Source organism: Flavobacterium sp. YO12 (assembly GCF_004119495.1).
In the GTDB taxonomy this organism is placed as follows: Bacteria; Bacteroidota; Bacteroidia; order Flavobacteriales; family Flavobacteriaceae; genus Flavobacterium.
Window position 1 is genome coordinate 24,695 of the sequence record NZ_NRQU01000007.1, and the last position, 19,153, is coordinate 43,847.

Genomic DNA, 19,153 nt, shown 5'->3' on the forward strand with positions numbered 1-19,153 from the left:
ATAGCTATGTGTTAGAAACTAGTTTCTTTCAATTATCTTCTTTAGAAAAAAAATCTATGTTTCTATGTGTTTAAATATTTTTCACTTCAACGAATTAAAATTTATAAGTTACAGTAAGACTTGCATTTCTAGGACTTCCCGGAAACAAACGCAAATAATTCTGCGCACCAAGCCAATAGGTTTTGTTTAATAAATTACCTGCATTTACAGCAATTTGTACATTACTTTTACTTGGTTTGTAGAACAAAGCAGCATCAAAAATGGTAAAATCAGGAAGTGTAAAATCTCTTGTAAACCAAGGCACTTTACTGCTTTGATATTGAACTCCAAAACCAATTCCGAGATCTTTTAAAACAGAATCAGAAGCAAAGTTGTAACGTGTCCATAAATTGGCGCTATTTTTTGGTGTATTTTGTTTTCTGGCACCAATTAATGCAGGATTATTGTCTTGAATAATTTCGGCATCGATGTAACTATACGAAACATTAATTTGCCAGTCAGCCGTAATATATCCGGCAAGATCACACTCAAAACCACGGCTTCGTTCAGCACCTCTCGTTACCAATAAATCAGGATTTGCTGGATCATTAGCATTCATTAAAATATTGCGTTGATTGATTTCGTAAATCGCGGCATTGAAACTCATAGAATTATTTAAAAAAGTAGTTTTTATTCCCACTTCTTTCAAATCACTTTCAAGAGGATCAAATAAACTTCCGGCAGGCAAAGTCCCTGTTTGCGGCATTAAAGTCACCGTGTTTGACTGCGGCTGATAACCTTCGAGATAAGTTGTATAAACATTAATTGCATCGTTTACAGCATACGTGATTCCAACTCTTGGCAATAAAGCCGATTTTTTTACTTTTAATTCTTTATTAGTGTCATAATTCGTAATGTCTTCAAACCATTCATTTCGCAATCCCAATAAAAAAGTAAATTTTTCCCATTGTATTTGATCTTGAATATAAACCGCATTTGTTGTTGTTAAGGCTGATGGAAGAGCGGTTCTAACATTTAAAGTATAATCGTTAGGACTTGTGATTTTATAAGTAGGATTGCCCAAATTAAAATAATCAACATTTGGTTTAGGCATCACCACGCCGTCAATGGTAACCGTTTGGTAATTTGCTGCATTTGCTGCGACAAAAGAACCAGCAACCGTTCCGTCTTTCAACAAATAACCTCTTGCCGCATTTTGCCCGCCGCCTTTGTTTTTGTTCCAGCTGCTTAAATCGTAGCCTGTTAGTAGTTTGTGATTTAATTTTCCGGTTTTTAAATTAAAATTGAAATAAGCACTTAAGTTGTCAATATCCCAATTTTGCTGACGCTGTACAAACTGCATCATGGCGAGATTGGTAACCGGTTTATTGTTCATATCAACCGCAAAAGCATTTGTAGTTCTATGTTCCTGAAGATCTTCTGTCCAGGTTTGTTTCATGTAAACAGCATTAAAACCAATTTTTGAACTGAATTTATGAGCAAAATTGGTTGTCAAGATCATTTCTTTCGATTTAAAAAAATCACTCGGTGCGCCAAGATTTAAGCTTATCGGGGTTTTGTTCAGACTTGTTTTTCCTGCAACAGCGCCAAAAATAGGTTGACCTCTGTCCAGAATTCCTGTCATATTACTTAAAATCAATTCTGTATTAAGAGCTGTTTTTTCGTTCGGGATATAACTGAAAGAAGGAGAGAATAAGAACGATTTATTATTAACTAAATCCCGAAATGATTTTGCCTGCTGATAAGCGCCGTTTACACGATATAAAAGCGTTTTGGATTCGTTTAAAGGACCTGTGAAATCCAAAGTTCCTCGTAAAGTACTGAAACTTCCAACGCTCAAACTAACTTCTTTTCTGTCTATTGCCAATGGCTTTTTTGTTACTAAATTGATGCTTCCACCCGGATCTACAGATGAAAATGTTGCGCTCGACGGACCTTTTATAACTTCAACACGTTCTATATTACTCGTTAAAGGCTGTAAAAAGTAGTATTGGCGTGTTCGCATTCCGTTAATAATCTGACCTTCTTCGTTTTGACTGATTCCTCGAATAGTGTATTGATTGTAATAACTCGCAGGAATAACGCCGCTTGACATTTTTACTGCATCGGCTAGATAGAATGCAGCTTTATCCGCAATTAATTCTTTAGTTATTGTTGAAATAGACTGCGGAATATCTTTGTTTAAAGCTGCAATTTTTGTTGCAGCAAACGAGTAATCGCTGTTGTATTTTTTGGTTGAGCGGCCTACAATTTCAACCGTTTGCAACTCATTTCGTTTGATAGAATCTTTAGCGATTGTGTCTTTTGATCTCCTGTTAACCGTTTGAGATTGTATATAATGTGTGCCAATTATTAAAAATAAAAGGCTGAATAAATGTTTCATTTTTTTGCTTTAATGGAAATTCGATTTCCTTTTATACCGTTTGTAAATACAGATTTTCAAGTTCATTTGCAGAGATTTTGTCAGCTTCGATTACTGTAACTAAATTTCCCTGTTTCATGATTCCAATGTGCGAAGCCACTTCCCTGGCTCTAAAAATGTCGTGCGTTGCCATTAAAATAGCCGTTCCATCTGCAGAAAGTTCTTTTAAAATCTGCGAAAATTCATTAGAAGCCTTTGGATCCAAACCGCTCGTAGGCTCATCTAACAAAAGCACTTTGGCTTTTTTTGCAATCGCAATAGCGATTCCAACTTTCTGACGCATTCCTTTAGAATAACCTCCTAAATCTTTGTTGTGCGCAGCAGCTTGCAAACCTGCTTTCGTTAAAAAATACGTCAATTCTCCCGCAGAATATTTGAATCCAGCCAGCGACGAAAAGAATTTTAGATTTTCTAAACCGCTTAGATTAGGATATAACATAACCGTTTCGGGAATGTATGCCACGTGTTTTTTTGTTTCCTGCGTATTTTCTGTAACCGAGATATTATTGATTCGCAGCTCGCCGTCTGTAGGTTCAATAAATCCAAGAAAAAGATTAATCGTTGTTGTTTTTCCTGCACCGTTTTGACCTAAAAGAGCAAAAATTTCACCCTCTTTTATTGTTAGATTCAATTTGTTCAAAGCAATATTGTCACCATATTTTTTGGTAAGATTCTCAGCTGTCAGCATATTTTTTTTATGTATTTGGATGGATTATTTTGATTTTTGATATAGAAGCTTCGAGCTGATACAGTTTTGTAAAAGCTTGATTTTTAGTTTTTAAAAATAAATGTGAAGATTTGTTTACGAAAATTGATTATTCAAGCGTTTGAACTGATTTTAGAATAAAACAGCTTAAATAATGACATAATAATAAAACGCGATTTTGCTTATTTACAGTGAAATAGGCATGAGGCAATTTTAAAATTGTGACGAATAAAATTTTGTAAACTAAAGTAATGCAGGCGGTGCACGAAGGGCAAAAAGACTGCCTTTGAAAAACGTAGAAACAGTTTGAGAATAAACAAACTGATAAGATATTTCAGAAATTACTTTATGAAAAGATAGGATCTGAAAGTTGTTTGGAATAAATGTACTAAATGCAAAATGGCAGATAGGACAGTTTGTGTCTGTAGAATGACTGTGTGTTATCTCATTTTGACCAGCAGTATATTTGTGATCGCAGTGTTTCTCAGATAATTGTTTAAAAACGTGTTCGTAGGAGTGAATAGTCTGAAACAGCATTGTAAACAATACAGTTAAAGATATTATGAAGTTGACAACTACGACTTTCTTTTTCATTTAGTGGTATTTCTGTGCGCTATTTGTTAGTATCATTAGTAAAAACAAGTAACGCAACAGTGTTGCAAATATAGTATCTTATTTGTTTTAATAAAAGATTATGAGAATTATTTCAACTATCCTGACATATTTGGCAGGTTTGATTTAGTTGTTTTGGTTTGAAATTTATTGTTTTTGGTATTTTTTTGAATTAGTATTACCATTTTTTGCTTCAAAAAAAATACGCTTATTATTCCTGTTAAAAGCATTGAAAAATGTTATATAATGCAGTTTTTGTTAGTCAGCCTGTTATATAATCCCTATTTTTACCTTACTAGGACCTTTTTTAAGATTCATAAAACGCATTTTTTATGATTTACTTTTCATCTTAAATAGGTCAATTTCTGCTAACGAGTTTCATACTCAATAAAAAAAATTACATATGAAAATAGGATTAATCGGATTCGGAAAAACTGGAAAATCAGTAGCTTCAATACTATTAGAAAATAAAGGATTCTCTTTGGAATGGGTTTTAAGACAAAGCAAAGTTTTAGAACACAGATCAGTTCCAGAGTTTTTAGGAATTGAATCAGAAGAACCTGGATTAATCTATTCTAGTTCTAATACTGGCGTTGAAGAGCTGCTGGAAAAACATCCAGTAGATGTTATCATTGATTTTTCGTCAAGTGAGGGAATTTATACTTACGGAGAGTGTGCTGCGGATCGAAAAGTAAAAATCATTTCGGCAATCTCACATTATAAAGAGAAAGAATTAAAACTGCTAAAAAAACTAGCCAATAAAACCACTGTTTTTTGGTCACCAAATATTACTTTAGGAGTAAATTATTTATTGTTTGCTGCTAAATTTTTAAAGAAAATTGCACCTTGGGTTGATATTGAAGTAAACGAAGAGCATTTTAAGAAAAAAGAAGGAACATCTGGAACTGCGGTAAAAATCGCAGAAGCCTTAGATATTGAAAAAGAAAATATAAATTCAGTTAGAGCAGGAGGAATAGTAGGAAAACACGAAGTTATTTTTGGATTTCCGTTCCAAACCGTGCGGTTAATTCATGAATCTATTTCAAGGGAAGCCTTTGGAAACGGAGTTGTTTTTGTAGCCGAGAACTTAAAAGACAAGAAAAAAGGGCTTTATAATTTTGAAGATATTTTGACGCCTTATTTTGCGGTGTAACAGTTTTGTTACTGCAAAGGCACTAAAACGCTAAGTTTTGTATTAAAATATTGATTAAGCAGATTATTTGTCATTTCGACTGAAAGGAGAAATCGCACTAGTGAGTCAACAAAGATTGGCGATCATTGTTACGGCATTTCTAGTGCGATTTGCTTCGCCAGTTCGCTATTGCTCGAGCCTCCTTTCAGTCGAAATGACATATTTTTTTATCCTATTAATCGGCGGCTTAAAAAAAATTACATCAAAATTTATTTCCTCAAAAGTACAGCCTTGCTATATTCATAATTCATTTTTGCGATAGAAAGCACCGAAATTCCTTGCGGGCACTCGATTTCACAGGCTCTTGTATCAGAGCAGTTTCCAAAACCTTCAGCATCCATTTCTTTCACCATATTTAATACTCTTTTTGAAGCTTCTAGCTGTCCTTGAGGAAGCAAAGCCAAATGAGTTATTTTGGCTCCAACAAATAAAGCTGCACTTGCATTTACACAAGTGGCAACACAGGCACCGCAGCCAATACAGGCGGCAGCATCAAACGAAGCTTCGGCAGTTTCATAAGATATTGGTATGCTGTTGGCTTCAGGCGCTTGACCAGTTGAGGCTCCAATAAATCCGCCAGAGGTTATAATAGAATCGAAAGCACTTCTATCGATTTTTAAATCTCGAAGTACTGGAAAAGCTTTTGCTCTAAAAGGTTCAATATAAATAGTTTCGCCATCTTTAAAGCTTCGCATATGAAGCTGGCAGGTTGTGGTGTTTTTTAAAGGTCCATGTGCACGTCCGTTAATCATAACGCCGCACTGTCCGCAGATGCCTTCTCTGCAGTCGTGATCAAATTCGATAACACGTTCTTTTTTCTGAATAAGCGATTCGTTCAAAAGATCAAGCATTTCTAGAAAAGACATATGCTCAGAAACGCCGTCTATTTCGTAATCTACAATTTCTCCTTTTGAGGAAGTATCAAACTGACGCCATATTTTTAAAAATAGTTTCATATGCTTTTAGTTTGTGGTTTATAGTTTATGGTTTATAGTTTATGGTTTTTGCGTACAGCATTCTATTTTCAGCTGTATTTCACAATTCACATTTATTTATAACTTCTTACCGCAAGCTCTACAGATTCAAACACAAGAGGTTCTTTATGCAATTTTTGCGGATGATCTTTTCCTTGATATTCCCAAGCCGAAACATAACAGAAATCATTGTCATTACGAACAGCTTCACCTTCGGAAGTTTGGTATTCTTCTCTAAAATGAGCTCCGCAGGATTCCTCTCTCTGCAAAGCATCGTAACACATTAATTCGGCCAATTCTAAATAATCGGCAATACGTCCCGCTTTTTCTAATTCGCTGTTAAGAGTATCATCGCCTGTAATTAAGAGGTCTTTTTCGAAAGAAGCTTTCAATTTTTTGATTTCGACAATAGCTTCTTCAAGATTTTCCTTAGTTCTAGAAAGTCCGCATTTTTCATAAAGAAGCTTTCCTATCGTTTTATGAAAATAATCTGCACTGAGGGTGCCTTTACTATTTAAAAAATGATCTAACTGCGTTCTCACTGCTTTTTCAGCCTCTTCAAAAGCGGGATGATTGGTATCAAATTTAGGAGCATTAAGTTCTCCTGATAAATAATTGGGAATAGTATACGGCGCTATAAAATAACCATCAACACAAGCTTGCAACAACGAATTGGCGCCAAGTCTATTGGCTCCATGATCTGAAAAATTAGCTTCGCCTAAAGCAAATAATCCAGGAATTGTGGTCATTAACTCATAATCAACCCAAAGTCCGCCCATCGTAAAATGTGCTGCGGGAGAAATTAACATTGGTTCTTTATAAGCATTGATTCCAGTGATTTTTTCGTACATCGCAAAAAGATTACTGTATTTTGCTTCTATACTTTTTTTTCCCTGCGCTTTTATGGCATCAGAAAAATCGAGATAAATAGCATTTTTCATTGGACCAACGCCATGTCCAGCATCAATTCTTTCTTTTGCTGCACGTGACGAAATATCTCTTGGAGCTAAATTCCCAAAAGAGGGATAGCGGCGTTCTAAATAATAATCCCGTTCTTCTTCAGGAATTGTATTTGGATTTCGATCATCTTTGGCCGTTTTGGGAACCCAAATGCGTCCATCATTACGCAATGATTCCGACATTAAAGTAAGTTTGGATTGATTGGCGCCATGTTGGGGCAGAGAAGTAGGGTGAAACTGAATCCAGCTTACACCTGCCATATAAGCGCCTTTTTTGTGCGCTCTCCAAATTGCAGAACTGTTGCAGCCCATTGCTAATGTCGAAAGATAATATACTTTTCCGTAACCTCCCGAAGCCAAAACTACAGCATCTGCACTATGACGCTCTAATGCTCCCGTTTCAAGATTTCGAGCAATAATTCCTTTTGCTTTTCCGTCAATAATGACCAAGTCCAGCATTTCATGACGTGTGTATGTGGTGACTTTTCCTGTAGAAACTTGTCTCATTAAGGCTTGATAGGCACCCAATAATAGTTGCTGCCCCGTTTGCCCGCGGGCATAAAAGGTTCTTGAAACTTGAACACCGCCAAAAGATCTGTTGTTTAAATACCCAGCATATTCTCTTGCAAAGGGTACGCCTTGCGCAACGGCATGATCGATTAAAGCTGCAGAACATTCGGCTAAGCGGTAAACATTTGCTTCACGAGATCTAAAATCACCGCCTTTGATCGTGTCATAAAACATTCTGTAAACGCTGTCACCATCATTTTTGTAGTTTTTAGCAGCATTGACACCGCCTTGCGCCGCTACAGAATGTGCTCGTCTTGCGGAATCCTGAAAACAAAATGATTTAATATTATAGCCTTGTTCTGCTAATGAGGCAGCGCAGGAAGCACCTGCAAGTCCTGTTCCAACAACAATAATATTTAGTTTTTTTCGATTTGCAGGATTTACAAGCTTGGCTTTGGCTTTATAAGTACTCCATTTTTCGGGAAGAGGCCCGTGTGGTATTTTTGATTCCATCATTCTTTTACGGTTTAAAATAAATTCATGCAAAAGCTTAAACAAGAAACTCAATTATAAGAAAGTCTAATTTACTATAAAATTTTGATTTTTTGTAAATAAAAAACTATTTAAAAGCATTAAAAATGTTCGGTAAAATTTTATTTTTTTTATCTTACCAATTGATATTCAGATGTAAAATGTTATAAAAACAAAAACACAGCTCTATAATTAGGCTGTGTTTTGTTTGAAGTGGAATAGATATATTATTTGATAAGTTTTTCTACGTCTCGAATTTTCTCCAATGCTTTTGTGTTTTCTTCCAGAAGTTTAGTGGCGGCTTCATTTATTTTAGCTGCCGGAATTGCTTTCCATTTATCCAGGTCTTTTTCGTAGTCATTTTGAAATAATAGTCTGGATAAATCTCTTATAACACAAAAGGCTGCGATAGAATGACCATTTTCACTGTCATAATTGCCATTATTGATAAAGAATTGCAATCTTTTGTATAATCCATCGGGAGAGTAAAGAGATAATTCAGTCAATTTTGCTCTGTATTCTAAATCAGCAGAACCAACTCCTTTTAATTTTGGAAACAATTTATAGTCAGCAAAATGTCTTCCTTCGTGTCCGATGTAGCTAATTTTAAAGGTTTCTGATTTTAAATCATAAGCTTTCTTTACACAAAACAAAGCTTCTTTTGTTGCCCATCCTGCAGGATAATAGCGGCCTAAAGTGGCATATTCGCTCCAGCCCAAAGTAACAAAATCATCCATAAAATAGATTTTGACATCCGTTTCTTTTCCGTCGTAATTGAGGTTGTAAACAGTATCTTTTTCCGTTTTCCAAACTAATAAATCGTACAAACCTCCCGTTTTACCAAATCCTGTGGTGTGATACCCTAAACTTGAAATGTATTTTTTTTGATACACATTGATACTGTCTTCATTAAAAGTCAATTTTTCTGAAGAAGGAAGTTTTGTTTTAAGAAAATTGAAAACGTTTTTCATAAGCAGCGTGTCATTTTTCTTTTCCTTGTCTAAGAAAGACATTCTCCAGTAATCTCTGTATATTTTCAGTAATTGATCGATTTTTGATTTTCGGGTTTCAAGGAAATCGCTTTTGTCATTTTTAAATTTAAAACGGTTTTCAAAATCGGTTTTAAAGTTTAAGTCTTTTTTAGATATTTTTTTGTTAGGATCAATTTCTAATAAAGATAAAGCCTGTTTAGGATTTCCGTCTAATGCGAGTGAATAAATCTTAGTATAATCAAGCTTTAAACTATCGTTTTGTGCAGTCTGAGAATTTATTTTGGAAAAAGAAACAAAAGTAAAGACGAATACAGTAACAAGTTTTAATGTTTTCATAATAAAAAGGTTAAGTAATATTAGTTTTGATTTAATAATAGCTTTTTATCTATAGAGACCTTTTTTTTAATTTTGTTACAGTTTTAATTATTTTTATAGGTAAACCGATTGAATTTATTGTGCAATTATTTGATTGTCAGTTTTTAAGTTGTTATTTTTTAATTATCATCGTAACGCCTTGTCCACCTGCAGCGCATATTGAAATCAATCCGCGTCCAGAGCCTTTTTCATTTAACAATTTTGCCATAACACCAATTATTCTTCCGCCTGTTGCAGCAAAAGGATGCGCTGCCGCCAAACTGCTTCCTTTTATATTTAGTTTCTCGAGATCGATTGCTCCAAGTGTTTTCTTTAAACCAACTTCTGCACTTAATTCAGGGCTTTCCCAAATTTTTAAGGTTGCCAAAACTTGAGCAGCAAAGGCTTCGTGAATTTCATAATAATCAAAATCTTGTAAGTTCAAGTTTGCTTTTTCAAGCATTCTGCTTACAGCAAAAAGAGGTGCCAATAAAAGGTTTTGTTGATTTTTTACATATTCAATTGCGGCAACTTCGGCAAATGTAATATAGGCTAAAATAGGTAAACCTTGTTCTTTTGCCCATTCTTCACTGGCAAGAAGAATACACGAAGCACCGTCGGTAAGAGGAGTTGAGTTACCAGCAGTTAGAGTTCCATTTACTTTATCGAATGCTGGTTTTAATTTTGCAAGTTTTTCAGGCGAACTGTCTTTTCTTAGATTATTATCTTTTTCAAGTCCGTTAAAAGGCGTAATCATATCATCAAAAAAGCCTTCGTCATACGCTTTTGCCATATTTAAATGACTTTTAAGAGCAAATTGATCTTGTTCTTCTCTAGATATTTTATAGTATTTTGCTGTGATTTCAGTATGTCCGCCCATCGAAAGTCCCGTTTGGGATTCTTCATTTTTAGGTACTAATGGTGATAAATCCTTTGGACGAATTTTTAGAAATGCTTTTAATTTTCCTCCAAATGATTTTGCATTTCGAGCTTCTAATAAAATCTTTCGCAAATTCTCGCTTATTGACATCGGTATATCACTTATGGAATCGACTCCGCCGGCAATTCCTGATTCTATTTGACCAAGTGCAATTTTATTAGCAATATAAATTGCACTTTCAATTCCGGTGTCGCAGGCTTGTTGTAAATCGCAGGCAGGAGTTGCTGGATCTAGAGAAGTTTTCATTACACATTCGCGAATCAGATTATTATCATAAGTATGTTTTATTACTGCTCCGCCCGCAACTTCTCCAAGTAGTTTTCCGTTTAGGCGGTATTTATCGATAAGCCCATTTAAGGAAGCAACCATCATATCTTGGTTTCCAACATTAGAATAAGCAGTATTTGCTCTTGCAAACGGAATTCGATTATAACCTACAATGGCAACTTTTCTGATTGATGTGGTATTGTTCATATCTAGAGTTTTGTTTCGATGACATAAAATTTTAATACTAAAGATAGGCAGAGTTTATTGATATTTTGATTGCAGGGAGAAAAAATGCCATTTGGTCGTTGATAATCTAAGAGAATTTTTTAATTAATTTTATTTAGAATAATTAAAAATAACTTGCATAGAAAAATATTAGCAATTACTTTTGCCAAATAAAACTTAAAATTTTACTAAAATGATTATAAATACGATTAAGAAATTTTGCTTTTTGATGCTTTTCTTAAGTTCATTAAACATGATAAGTCAGAACTTGGGGAAGGTAAGCGGTAAAGTTTCGCTAAGCGGAAAACAACCCGCAGAAGGTATTTCTGTAGTTCTTAAAGGAACAAAATATACTTCTGTTACAAATGATAACGGATTGTATGAGATTAAAAATGTTAAGCCAGGTTCTTATATATTAAGTGTTCGAGCGGTTGGGATTCATGCTGTAGAAAATGAGATTGAGGTTTATGCAAACCAAACTACTACTAAAAACTTTTCGCTTTCAGAAAGCCAAGAAGATCTCGAAGAGGTTGTAATTACAAAAAACAAATACAAGCAGGACAAACCTTCTTTGTCACTGCGTCTTCAAACGCCTGTTTTAGAGATTCCTCAGAACATTCAAATTGTAAGCGCACAAACCTTAAAAGATCAGCAGATTGTGAGCATGAGCGACGGAGTAATTCGTAATGTGAGTGGTGCGACACGTATAGAACATTGGGGCGATATGTACACTAATATTACAATGCGTGGTTCGCAAATTCAGGCTTTTCGTAATGGCTTTAATGTAGTTTCTTCTTTTTGGGGACCATTAACGGAAGATATGAGTTTTGTAGATCACATTGAGTTTGTAAAAGGACCTGCAGGATTTATGCTTTCAAGCGGTGATCCAAGCGGACTTTATAATGTGGTGACTAAAAAGCCAACAGGAATTACAAAAGGGGAAGCGACTGTAATGGCAGGAAGCTATGATTTTTACAGAGCAAGTATTGATCTAGACGGAAAATTGGATAAAAAAGGGAAACTATTATACCGTTTTAATGGTGCTGCACAAAAAAAAGGTTCACATCGTCCTTTCGAACATAATGATCGTTATGTAATTGCACCAGTTATTTCATACCAAATTGATGATAAAACAAAAATTACTGCGGAGTATAATTTTCAATATGCAAATATGACTGAAGTAGGTTCTTTTTATGTATTTGGACCTGAATCTGATGGATATGCAACATTGCCAGTTGGTTTTACAATGACACAGCCGGGATTACCAGATACTAATATTCAAGATCACAGCGGTTATTTGATGTTTGAACATAAATTTGATGATAAATGGAAACTTACTGCGCAAACTTCATATTTTAAATACATTCAACAAGGATATAGTTCTTGGCCGGGAGTAGTTGGACCAGGTAATGTAGATAGAAATTTTGACGGTGTTTCTGAAGGAACTCTTGCAAAAGGTGAAATTATTAGAAATGTTGGTATTTGGGATGCTGAAAGTAATATGTATTTAGGACAAATATTTGTTAACGGAAAATTCAATACTGGTTCTGTATCGCATAAAGTATTAGGTGGAGTTGATTTAGGAAACAAAGATTATATGGCAGATTGGGGACAATCGCATGATCTTGATACTGTTGATAAGCCTTTTAATGTTTATAATCCAGATTACGGAACGCCTTCTAATGGTTTTCCTGAGTTTGATCATAAAACACCTTTAAGCCAGAGAGCAGGTGGACTTATGAGTTCTAAATATGCTGCTGGTTATATTCAAGATGAACTTGGTTTTTTTGAGAATAAATTAAGGTTAACGCTTGCTGCAAGATATACTTGGCTGAGTCAATCAAGCTGGGGATCGACACAAGAAGACAGTCATATTACGCCTCGTGTAGGACTTAGTTATTCTGTTACTGAAAATTTAGCGGTTTATGGTTTGTACGATCAGGCTTTTACGCCTCAATCGGGTATTATTAAAAGCGGAGAAAGTGTAAAACCACTTACAGGAAACAATGTTGAATTTGGTGTTAAAAAAGACTGGTTTGATGGTTCTTGGAGTACAACATTGGCTGCCTACAGCATTTTAAAGAAAAACGAATTAACATCAGATCCTGCAAATACACCAGGTCAGCAGTTTAGTCTTGTTTTAGGCGAAAAAAGAGCGCAAGGTGTTGAGCTTGATTTGAGAGGAAAAATCTTTGATGGTCTTAATTTAATTGCAAATTATGCTTTTACAGAATCTGTTGTATTGGAGTCTAATGTGTCGACTATTAAAGAAGGTTCGATTGTTCCGGGTTATGCAAAACATACTGCAAATGCTTGGTTAAACTACAGTATTCAAAACGGAACCTTTAAAGGTCTTGGAGCATCTATTGGAGGAACTTATCTTGCAGGACGTATGACAGATACTTGGAGTGTAGGACTTGAAAAACTTCCTAACTATTTTAAACTCGATGGAGGTTTATCTTATGACACTAGAAAGTTTAAAGTTACGGCAAACGTATTTAATATCTTGAACAAATACCTTTACAGCGGTTCGTACTATTCTTATCTATCGGCTTATTACTGGCAGACAGAACAGCCAATTAATGTAAGAGTTGGTGTAACGTACAAGTTTTAATTAAAACCGTAGAATTGTTATAATCGAAAAAGCATCCGTCAGTTTTGGCGGATGCTTTTTTTGTTTATAGTTTATTGTTGTGGAAGGTCTGCGTAAGGGGATGCTGCCATAAAGAAACTTTGTCATGTATTAAGAGGATTTTTTAATCTGTATCAAAATAGCTTTCACGCAGATTTAAAGAGATTTAAGCAGATCTCCTCAGATTTTACTATTTCTAATATCAAAAGTAAATCTGCTTAATCTGCCAAATCTGCGTGAAAACAATCCTTTTACTCTTTTTATCCCGATAGCTATAGGATAATTTTAGCCACGGATTAAGAGGATTTTTTAATCTGTATCAAAATAGCTTTCACGCAGATTTAAAGGGATTTAAGCAGATCTCCTGAGATTTTACTATTTCTAATATCAAAAGTAAATCTGCTTAATCTGCCAAATCTGCGTGAAAACAACCCTTTTACTCTTTTTATCTCGATAACTATCGGGAGCGGCAAAAAAAAACTATCCTTTATGTATTAAAGGAATTAATTTTGTACCAATAAGTTCTATAGCATTCATTAACTGAGAATGTGTTAGTCCTGCATTGTCCATTTGAAAAGTAAATCTCGAAATTCCGCCAAGTGCTTCACTGTGACGCAGAATTTTTTCGGCAGCTCTTTCGGGGCTTCCTACAATTAAAACGCCGAGATCATCAATCAAACCATCAAATTTGTCTTTTGTTACGGGAGGCCAGCCGCGTTCTCTTCCTAATTTTGTCCAAAGTTCAGCATAGCCAGGATAATAGTCGTCGATAGCTTTTTGGGTTGTATTCGAAACATAACCTGGAGAGTGCAAACCTACTTTTAGTTCATGTGGTTTAAAACCTGCTGCTTTTCCAGCTTCACGATACAAGTCTATTAACGGACGAAAACGATGTGTTTGTCCTCCAATTACAGCAGCCATCAAAGGCAACCCTAAACTTCCTGCTCTGACAAATGATTCTGGAGTTCCGCCAACGCCCAGCCAAACTGGAAGTTTTTCCTGTAATGCTCTAGGATAAATTGGCAGATTATTTATTGCCGGGCGAAATTTTCCGCTCCAGTTTATAAATTCATTATCTCTAATTTGTAAAAGCAAGTCCAGTTTTTCCTGAAAAAGAGCATCATAATCGTTAAGATTGTATCCAAAAAGGGGATAAGCTTCAATCGAAGATCCTCGGCCTACAACAATTTCAGCCCTTCCTTTAGAGATTAAATCAAGTGTTGCAAAACTTTGATACACACGCACAGGATCAGCAGCACTCAAAACAGAAACTGCACTTGCCAGTCTGATGTTTTTTGTTCTCGCTGCAGCTGCGCTTAAAATAACAGCTGTAGCCGAGTCAAGAAACTCTTTTTTATGATGTTCTCCAATTCCGAAAACGTCCAACCCAACCTGATCTGCAAATTCAATTCTTTGCAGCAGTTGTTCCATTGCATCAACACTGCTTAAAGTGTTGTTGTCGCCATACATTGCCGAAGCAAAACTGTCAATTCCTATTTCTATCATAATAGTAAAGATATTAAATTTATTTTTTTCTCTTCTCAAAAAAAGCGATTTTAAGAGTGTTGATATTAGTCAACTGTACCTGTGAAATAATTGTTTTTTGTATCTGTATCTAATCTGTTTTGCCCGCTAATTTTGCTTTGAAACTAAATAACTAGAGAAATGAAAACCACTAATACAGCCAAAATTCAGTTTAATGAAGTTAATGTATCATCATTAAAAGCTGTTGTAAATATGTGCCAGAATAAAAGTGCTGTGAATAGTAATTCTAAAGACAAATCATTGTACTTAATCAATAATTTAGGACTTCCATTAAGTGTTGCTTCTTTTGAAAATCGAGTTATTGGTTATGCTTTTGTAACGATTAATAATATAGAAGAACCTGAAATTAATTCGTATTGGGAAAAAGAATTTTACAGCATTGAAGCAGAACAAAATTTAAAATTTCATGCAGAAACTATTTTCCATTCAACATTTAAAGATACTGGAACACGTTCGGTTAAAATTCAGAATGCAACCGAAAAATTATGCAATTGGTTAAGTGTTTGCATTTAATTTTTTAACGGTTACAGATTTAATTTTTATATTTTTACAGGATACAGATTGGAGGATAAAAAGATGGCAAAAGAAGTTTTATATTTAAAAATTGCAAATACAATTGAAGAGCAAATATTCTCTGAAACTTTAAAAATTGGAGACAAACTTCCCTCAATTCGTGCTTTGCAAAAGTTGCACGATGTAAGTTTAAATACCATAAAGCAAGCATTTTTAGAACTTGAAAGTAAATCATTGATTGAATCTAGACCAAAATCTGGTTTCTACATTAGTAATACTTCAAACAGGAAGCTGGCGATACCTTCAATGAATAAATTAAAACTATCTGAAAAGCAGGCTGCTCCAGAAGATTTAATTACAAAGGTTTTTGATACACTGCAGGATAAAAGTATCAGCCGATTTTCATTAGGAGTTCCTGATGAAAGTCTGCTTCCAATTGCAAAACTGAACAAAGGGCTTTTAAAAGTTGCACGAAATTGGGCAGAAAGTGGTACAACATATGAACCAGCTCAAGGAAACGCCAACTTGAGACGAAATGTAGCAAAATGGTCTCTTATATTGGATGGAAAACTGGCTGAAGATGATTTTGTAATTACTTCTGGAGCCATGAATGCTATTTATAATTGTTTAAGGGCAGTTGCCAAAAGAGGTGATACTATTGCAATTGAAAGTCCTGTATATTTTGGAATTATTCAAGTTGCCCAAACTTTGGGACTTAATATTATTGAGCTTCCCACACACCCAGTTACAGGTGTCGATTTAGAAGCGTTGAAAAAAGTGATTCATAAAATTGATGTCTGTTGTTTTGTGACTAATTTCAGTAATCCGCTTGGAAGTTTGATGCCGGATGAAAGCAAAATAGAATTAGTAAAAATGCTTACTCATCATAATATTCCTCTTATAGAAGATGATTTGTATGGGAATCTTTTCTTTGGCAGATCAAGACCAAAACCAAAACCTTGTAAATATTATGACGAAGCTGGTATTGTAATGTGGTGCGGTTCTGTTTCTAAAACTTTGGCTCCGGGATATAGAGTAGGATGGGTTGTTCCGGGCAAATTTAAGGATCAGGTAATTAGAGAAAAATTAGTGCAAACTATTTGTCAGCCTTCATTGTATCAAGAAGTAGTTGCTGATTTTTTGGAGCATGGAAGATACGATCATCATTTAAGAAATTTTCGAAATACATTATACACTAATTCACTTCATTTTCAGCGAACGATTGAAGATCATTTTCCAGAAAACACAAAGATTTCGCAGCCGCAGGGAGGTTCTTTTCTTTGGCTTGAAGTAGACAAAAGCATTGATACTGCGGTGCTTTTTGATACCGCTGTAAAACAAAAAATAGGTTTTGCACCGGGCAGAATTTTTACACAGCACGATCAATATAATAATTGTATGAGGCTTAATTTTGCTGTAGAATGGAATGAAAAAACAGAATTTGACTTAAAACGATTAGGTCAATTAATAAAGAATACGATTTAAAATTTATAGTTATGAAACTTATAATATATCAAGTTGATGCTTTTACAGATTGTGTTTTTAAAGGTAATCCCGCAGCTGTGTGTCCATTGAAAGAATGGCTTCCTGATGATTTGCTTTTGAAAATTGCTTCAGAAAATAATTTGTCTGAAACGGCATTTTATGTGCCCAAAGGAAATAAATATGAAATAAGATGGTTTACGCCAACAGTTGAGGTAGATTTATGCGGACACGCTACTTTAGCAGCAGCTTTTGTGCTTTTTACTCAAGAGGATTTTAACAAAGATGTAATTGAATTTTATTCTCCAAGAAGTGGTAGTTTATCTGTAGCTGTTGAAGAATCTAATTTTGTTTTGGATTTTCCTGCGGATATCTCTCAAGAAGTAACATTGTCAAATGAATTTAAATCTTTAACCAACAAAATACCAATTGCTGTATACAAAGGCAGAACAGATTATATGCTGCTTTTTGAAAAGGAAGAAGATATTCTAAACCTAAAACCCAATTTACAGCTTATAAAAGAAATAGAAGCAAGAGGAATTATTGTAACAGCACCAGGTATTCAGTATGATTTTGTATCTCGTTTTTTTGCACCTGCAGTTGGTGTAAACGAAGACCCCGTTTGTGGATCTGCGCATACGACACTTACTCCTTTTTGGGCAGAAAAGTTAAAAAAGAAACAGTTAAGTGCTTTTCAGCTTTCAGAGCGAACAGGCAGTATAAAATGCACTTTATTAAAGGACAGAGTAAAATTATCTGGTCAGGCTGTTTTGTATTTGAAAGGTGAAATTTATGTTTAATTTTTATCTAAAGAATATTATTTAACACCTAGAAAAATAGAATAAAACTAATTTTAGTACGTTGAAAAATGCTGTTTCTATGTGTTTGAAAATACATTTGAAAGATTACATTAATGAGAGAATCCAAAAGAAATACTGGTTATAATGATCAGAATAACGATTAACGTAATCACGACATATAAATAATCTTTTTCAAGGAAGAATGAAAACAAAGAGAATATAACCCTTAGAACTGGTGTTAAGAAGAGTAAAATGATTCCAAAATAGATTAAATATTCGCCATTACCTTGAAGTACTCCCTGATAAACAGTTGAAATTACTTCAAAGATATTGCGGTCATTTTCTTTAAAAACAGTATAATTTTCAATGTCGCTTCCGTGATGCATTAAATAAACGATACCTCCAATAAAAGCTACCGATAGAGAAATCCAAACGCCGTAACGCAGTAAATTACCAATAATGGTTTGAAAATCTTTTTCTCCAAATTTTTCGTGCTGCATAACTTTAGATTTTTCCATTAAGTCCATTATATATCATATTAATTGCGAGAACAAAGATCAAGCAGGCAAAAAAGATTCGTAGTTTTTTAGGGTTTGTTCTAACCAAAATTTTAGCACCTGCCATGGCGCCAAATAATACACCAATAACAACCGGCATACAAATTCCGGGTTCAATATATCCTTTTTGTATATAAATTACCGAACTTGCCATTGCTGTAACACCCATCATAAAGTTACTTGTTGTAGTTGAAACCTTAAACGGAATACGCATAATATTATCCATTGCAATTACTTTAAAAGCACCAGAACCTATTCCGAGTAAACCAGACATCATTCCGGCAAGTCCCATCATGCTAAAACCTCCAATAACATTTTTTGTTCCGTAATGAACAACCTCTCCGTTATGAGTAGGATAAGTTCCTTCCAGTTTTAGTTTTTTAGCCAAAGGACTTGATTCTAAAACAATATGTTCTTCTTTTTTTCTAAGAGAATTTATTGCCGAAAAAATCAATGTAAGTCCAAATAACACAGCAATGAAAGAAGTAGGAGCAATTGCCGAAAGTAAAGCGCCTCCAACGGCACCAATAGTGGTTGCGATTTCAAGAAAAATTCCAAGACGCATATTGGTAATTCCTTCTTTTACATAAGCCGCCGCAGAGCCGGAAGAAGTTGCAATTACCGAAACTAAAGCAGCTCCAATTGCATAATGTATATCAACACCAAGTATAATAGTCAATAAAGGAATAATAATTATACCACCGCCCAATCCTGACAACGAACCAATGAAACCAGCCATAAAAGCGCCAAGAAGCATAATCAGGGTAAATGTAAGTACTGTCATTAAGATATGTTTTGTTTGTGGCTAATTTACGAATACATATCAGTTCCTGAAAAAATAAGGGGCTTAAAAATGGCTTAAAAAGGTTTTTAGTTTATGGTTGGTGGTTTATAGTTCATGAGCATAAAAAAGAGTTTGCTATGCAAACTCTTTTTTATT

General features: G+C 34.7%; 15 protein-coding genes. 5 read left to right on the forward strand and 10 right to left on the reverse strand.

What is annotated here, in order from left to right; genetic code table 11:
- Nucleotides 1-94: 94 nt before the first annotated feature.
- The 3 genes from BOW55_RS03485 to BOW55_RS03495 form a co-directional block, all read right to left on the reverse strand.
- Entirely contained in the window at nucleotides 95-2,383 is a 2,289-nt protein-coding gene (locus BOW55_RS03485) for a TonB-dependent siderophore receptor (RefSeq protein WP_129022991.1), read from the reverse strand.
- A 31-nt stretch (nucleotides 2,384-2,414) separates the two neighbouring features.
- On the reverse strand, nucleotides 2,415-3,110 hold the full coding sequence (locus BOW55_RS03490; protein ID WP_089056709.1) for an ABC transporter ATP-binding protein: 696 nt from the start codon (nucleotides 3,108-3,110) through the stop codon (nucleotides 2,415-2,417).
- A 261-nt stretch (nucleotides 3,111-3,371) separates the two neighbouring features.
- Entirely contained in the window at nucleotides 3,372-3,722 is a 351-nt protein-coding gene (locus BOW55_RS03495; protein WP_129022992.1) for a hypothetical protein, read from the reverse strand.
- Between the two features lie 421 nt (nucleotides 3,723-4,143).
- Here BOW55_RS03495 and BOW55_RS03500 point away from each other — a divergent pair, with 421 nt between their 5' ends.
- Nucleotides 4,144-4,893, forward strand: coding sequence for a 4-hydroxy-tetrahydrodipicolinate reductase (locus BOW55_RS03500; RefSeq protein WP_129022993.1), 750 nt, complete (start codon nucleotides 4,144-4,146; stop codon nucleotides 4,891-4,893).
- A gap of 248 nt (nucleotides 4,894-5,141) precedes the next feature.
- Here BOW55_RS03500 and BOW55_RS03505 read toward each other — a convergent pair whose 3' ends face one another.
- The 4 genes from BOW55_RS03505 to BOW55_RS03520 form a co-directional block, all read right to left on the reverse strand.
- Complete coding sequence (locus tag BOW55_RS03505; RefSeq protein WP_129022994.1) at nucleotides 5,142-5,888, reverse strand: succinate dehydrogenase/fumarate reductase iron-sulfur subunit; 747 nt, start codon at nucleotides 5,886-5,888, stop codon at nucleotides 5,142-5,144.
- A 92-nt stretch (nucleotides 5,889-5,980) separates the two neighbouring features.
- A complete protein-coding gene (locus BOW55_RS03510) occupies nucleotides 5,981-7,891 on the reverse strand; it encodes a fumarate reductase/succinate dehydrogenase flavoprotein subunit (protein ID WP_129022995.1) in 1,911 nt (636 codons plus the stop codon).
- A 242-nt stretch (nucleotides 7,892-8,133) separates the two neighbouring features.
- Nucleotides 8,134-9,234 carry a hypothetical protein gene (locus tag BOW55_RS03515; protein WP_129022996.1) on the reverse strand — a complete coding sequence of 367 codons (1,101 nt, stop codon included), beginning with the start codon at nucleotides 9,232-9,234 and terminating at the stop codon, nucleotides 8,134-8,136.
- 151 nt (nucleotides 9,235-9,385) lie between these two features.
- The gene (locus tag BOW55_RS03520) at nucleotides 9,386-10,666 is read right to left on the reverse strand and encodes an acetyl-CoA C-acetyltransferase (protein WP_129022997.1); all 1,281 of its coding nucleotides are present in this window, start codon (nucleotides 10,664-10,666) and stop codon (nucleotides 9,386-9,388) included.
- Between the two features lie 211 nt (nucleotides 10,667-10,877).
- Here BOW55_RS03520 and BOW55_RS03525 point away from each other — a divergent pair, with 211 nt between their 5' ends.
- The gene (locus tag BOW55_RS03525) at nucleotides 10,878-13,298 is read left to right on the forward strand and encodes a TonB-dependent receptor (protein WP_129022998.1); all 2,421 of its coding nucleotides are present in this window, start codon (nucleotides 10,878-10,880) and stop codon (nucleotides 13,296-13,298) included.
- A 498-nt stretch (nucleotides 13,299-13,796) separates the two neighbouring features.
- Here the strand turns inward: BOW55_RS03525 and BOW55_RS03530 are convergent, their stop codons facing one another.
- Nucleotides 13,797-14,819, reverse strand: a complete 1,023-nt coding sequence (locus BOW55_RS03530; protein ID WP_129023053.1) for an LLM class flavin-dependent oxidoreductase — start codon at nucleotides 14,817-14,819, stop codon at nucleotides 13,797-13,799.
- Nucleotides 14,820-14,981: 162 nt separating this feature from the next.
- On the opposite strand from BOW55_RS03530, the gene BOW55_RS03535 reads away from it, so the two are divergent.
- From BOW55_RS03535 to BOW55_RS03545, 3 genes are all read left to right on the forward strand, one after another.
- A complete protein-coding gene (locus BOW55_RS03535; RefSeq protein WP_129022999.1) occupies nucleotides 14,982-15,374 on the forward strand; it encodes a hypothetical protein in 393 nt (130 codons plus the stop codon).
- 63 nt (nucleotides 15,375-15,437) lie between these two features.
- A complete protein-coding gene (locus BOW55_RS03540; RefSeq protein WP_129023000.1) occupies nucleotides 15,438-16,859 on the forward strand; it encodes a PLP-dependent aminotransferase family protein in 1,422 nt (473 codons plus the stop codon).
- An 11-nt stretch (nucleotides 16,860-16,870) separates the two neighbouring features.
- The gene (locus tag BOW55_RS03545; RefSeq protein ID WP_129023001.1) at nucleotides 16,871-17,656 is read left to right on the forward strand and encodes a PhzF family phenazine biosynthesis protein; all 786 of its coding nucleotides are present in this window, start codon (nucleotides 16,871-16,873) and stop codon (nucleotides 17,654-17,656) included.
- Between the two features lie 110 nt (nucleotides 17,657-17,766).
- Here the strand turns inward: BOW55_RS03545 and BOW55_RS03550 are convergent, their stop codons facing one another.
- Together BOW55_RS03550 and BOW55_RS03555 are read right to left on the reverse strand one after the other, a co-directional pair.
- Nucleotides 17,767-18,174, reverse strand: coding sequence for a DUF1634 domain-containing protein (locus tag BOW55_RS03550; protein WP_129023002.1), 408 nt, complete (start codon nucleotides 18,172-18,174; stop codon nucleotides 17,767-17,769).
- On the reverse strand, nucleotides 18,161-18,997 hold the full coding sequence (locus tag BOW55_RS03555) for a sulfite exporter TauE/SafE family protein (protein WP_089055537.1): 837 nt from the start codon (nucleotides 18,995-18,997) through the stop codon (nucleotides 18,161-18,163). Before BOW55_RS03555 ends, BOW55_RS03550 begins: the two co-directional genes overlap by 14 nt.
- Nucleotides 18,998-19,153 lie beyond the last annotated feature (156 nt).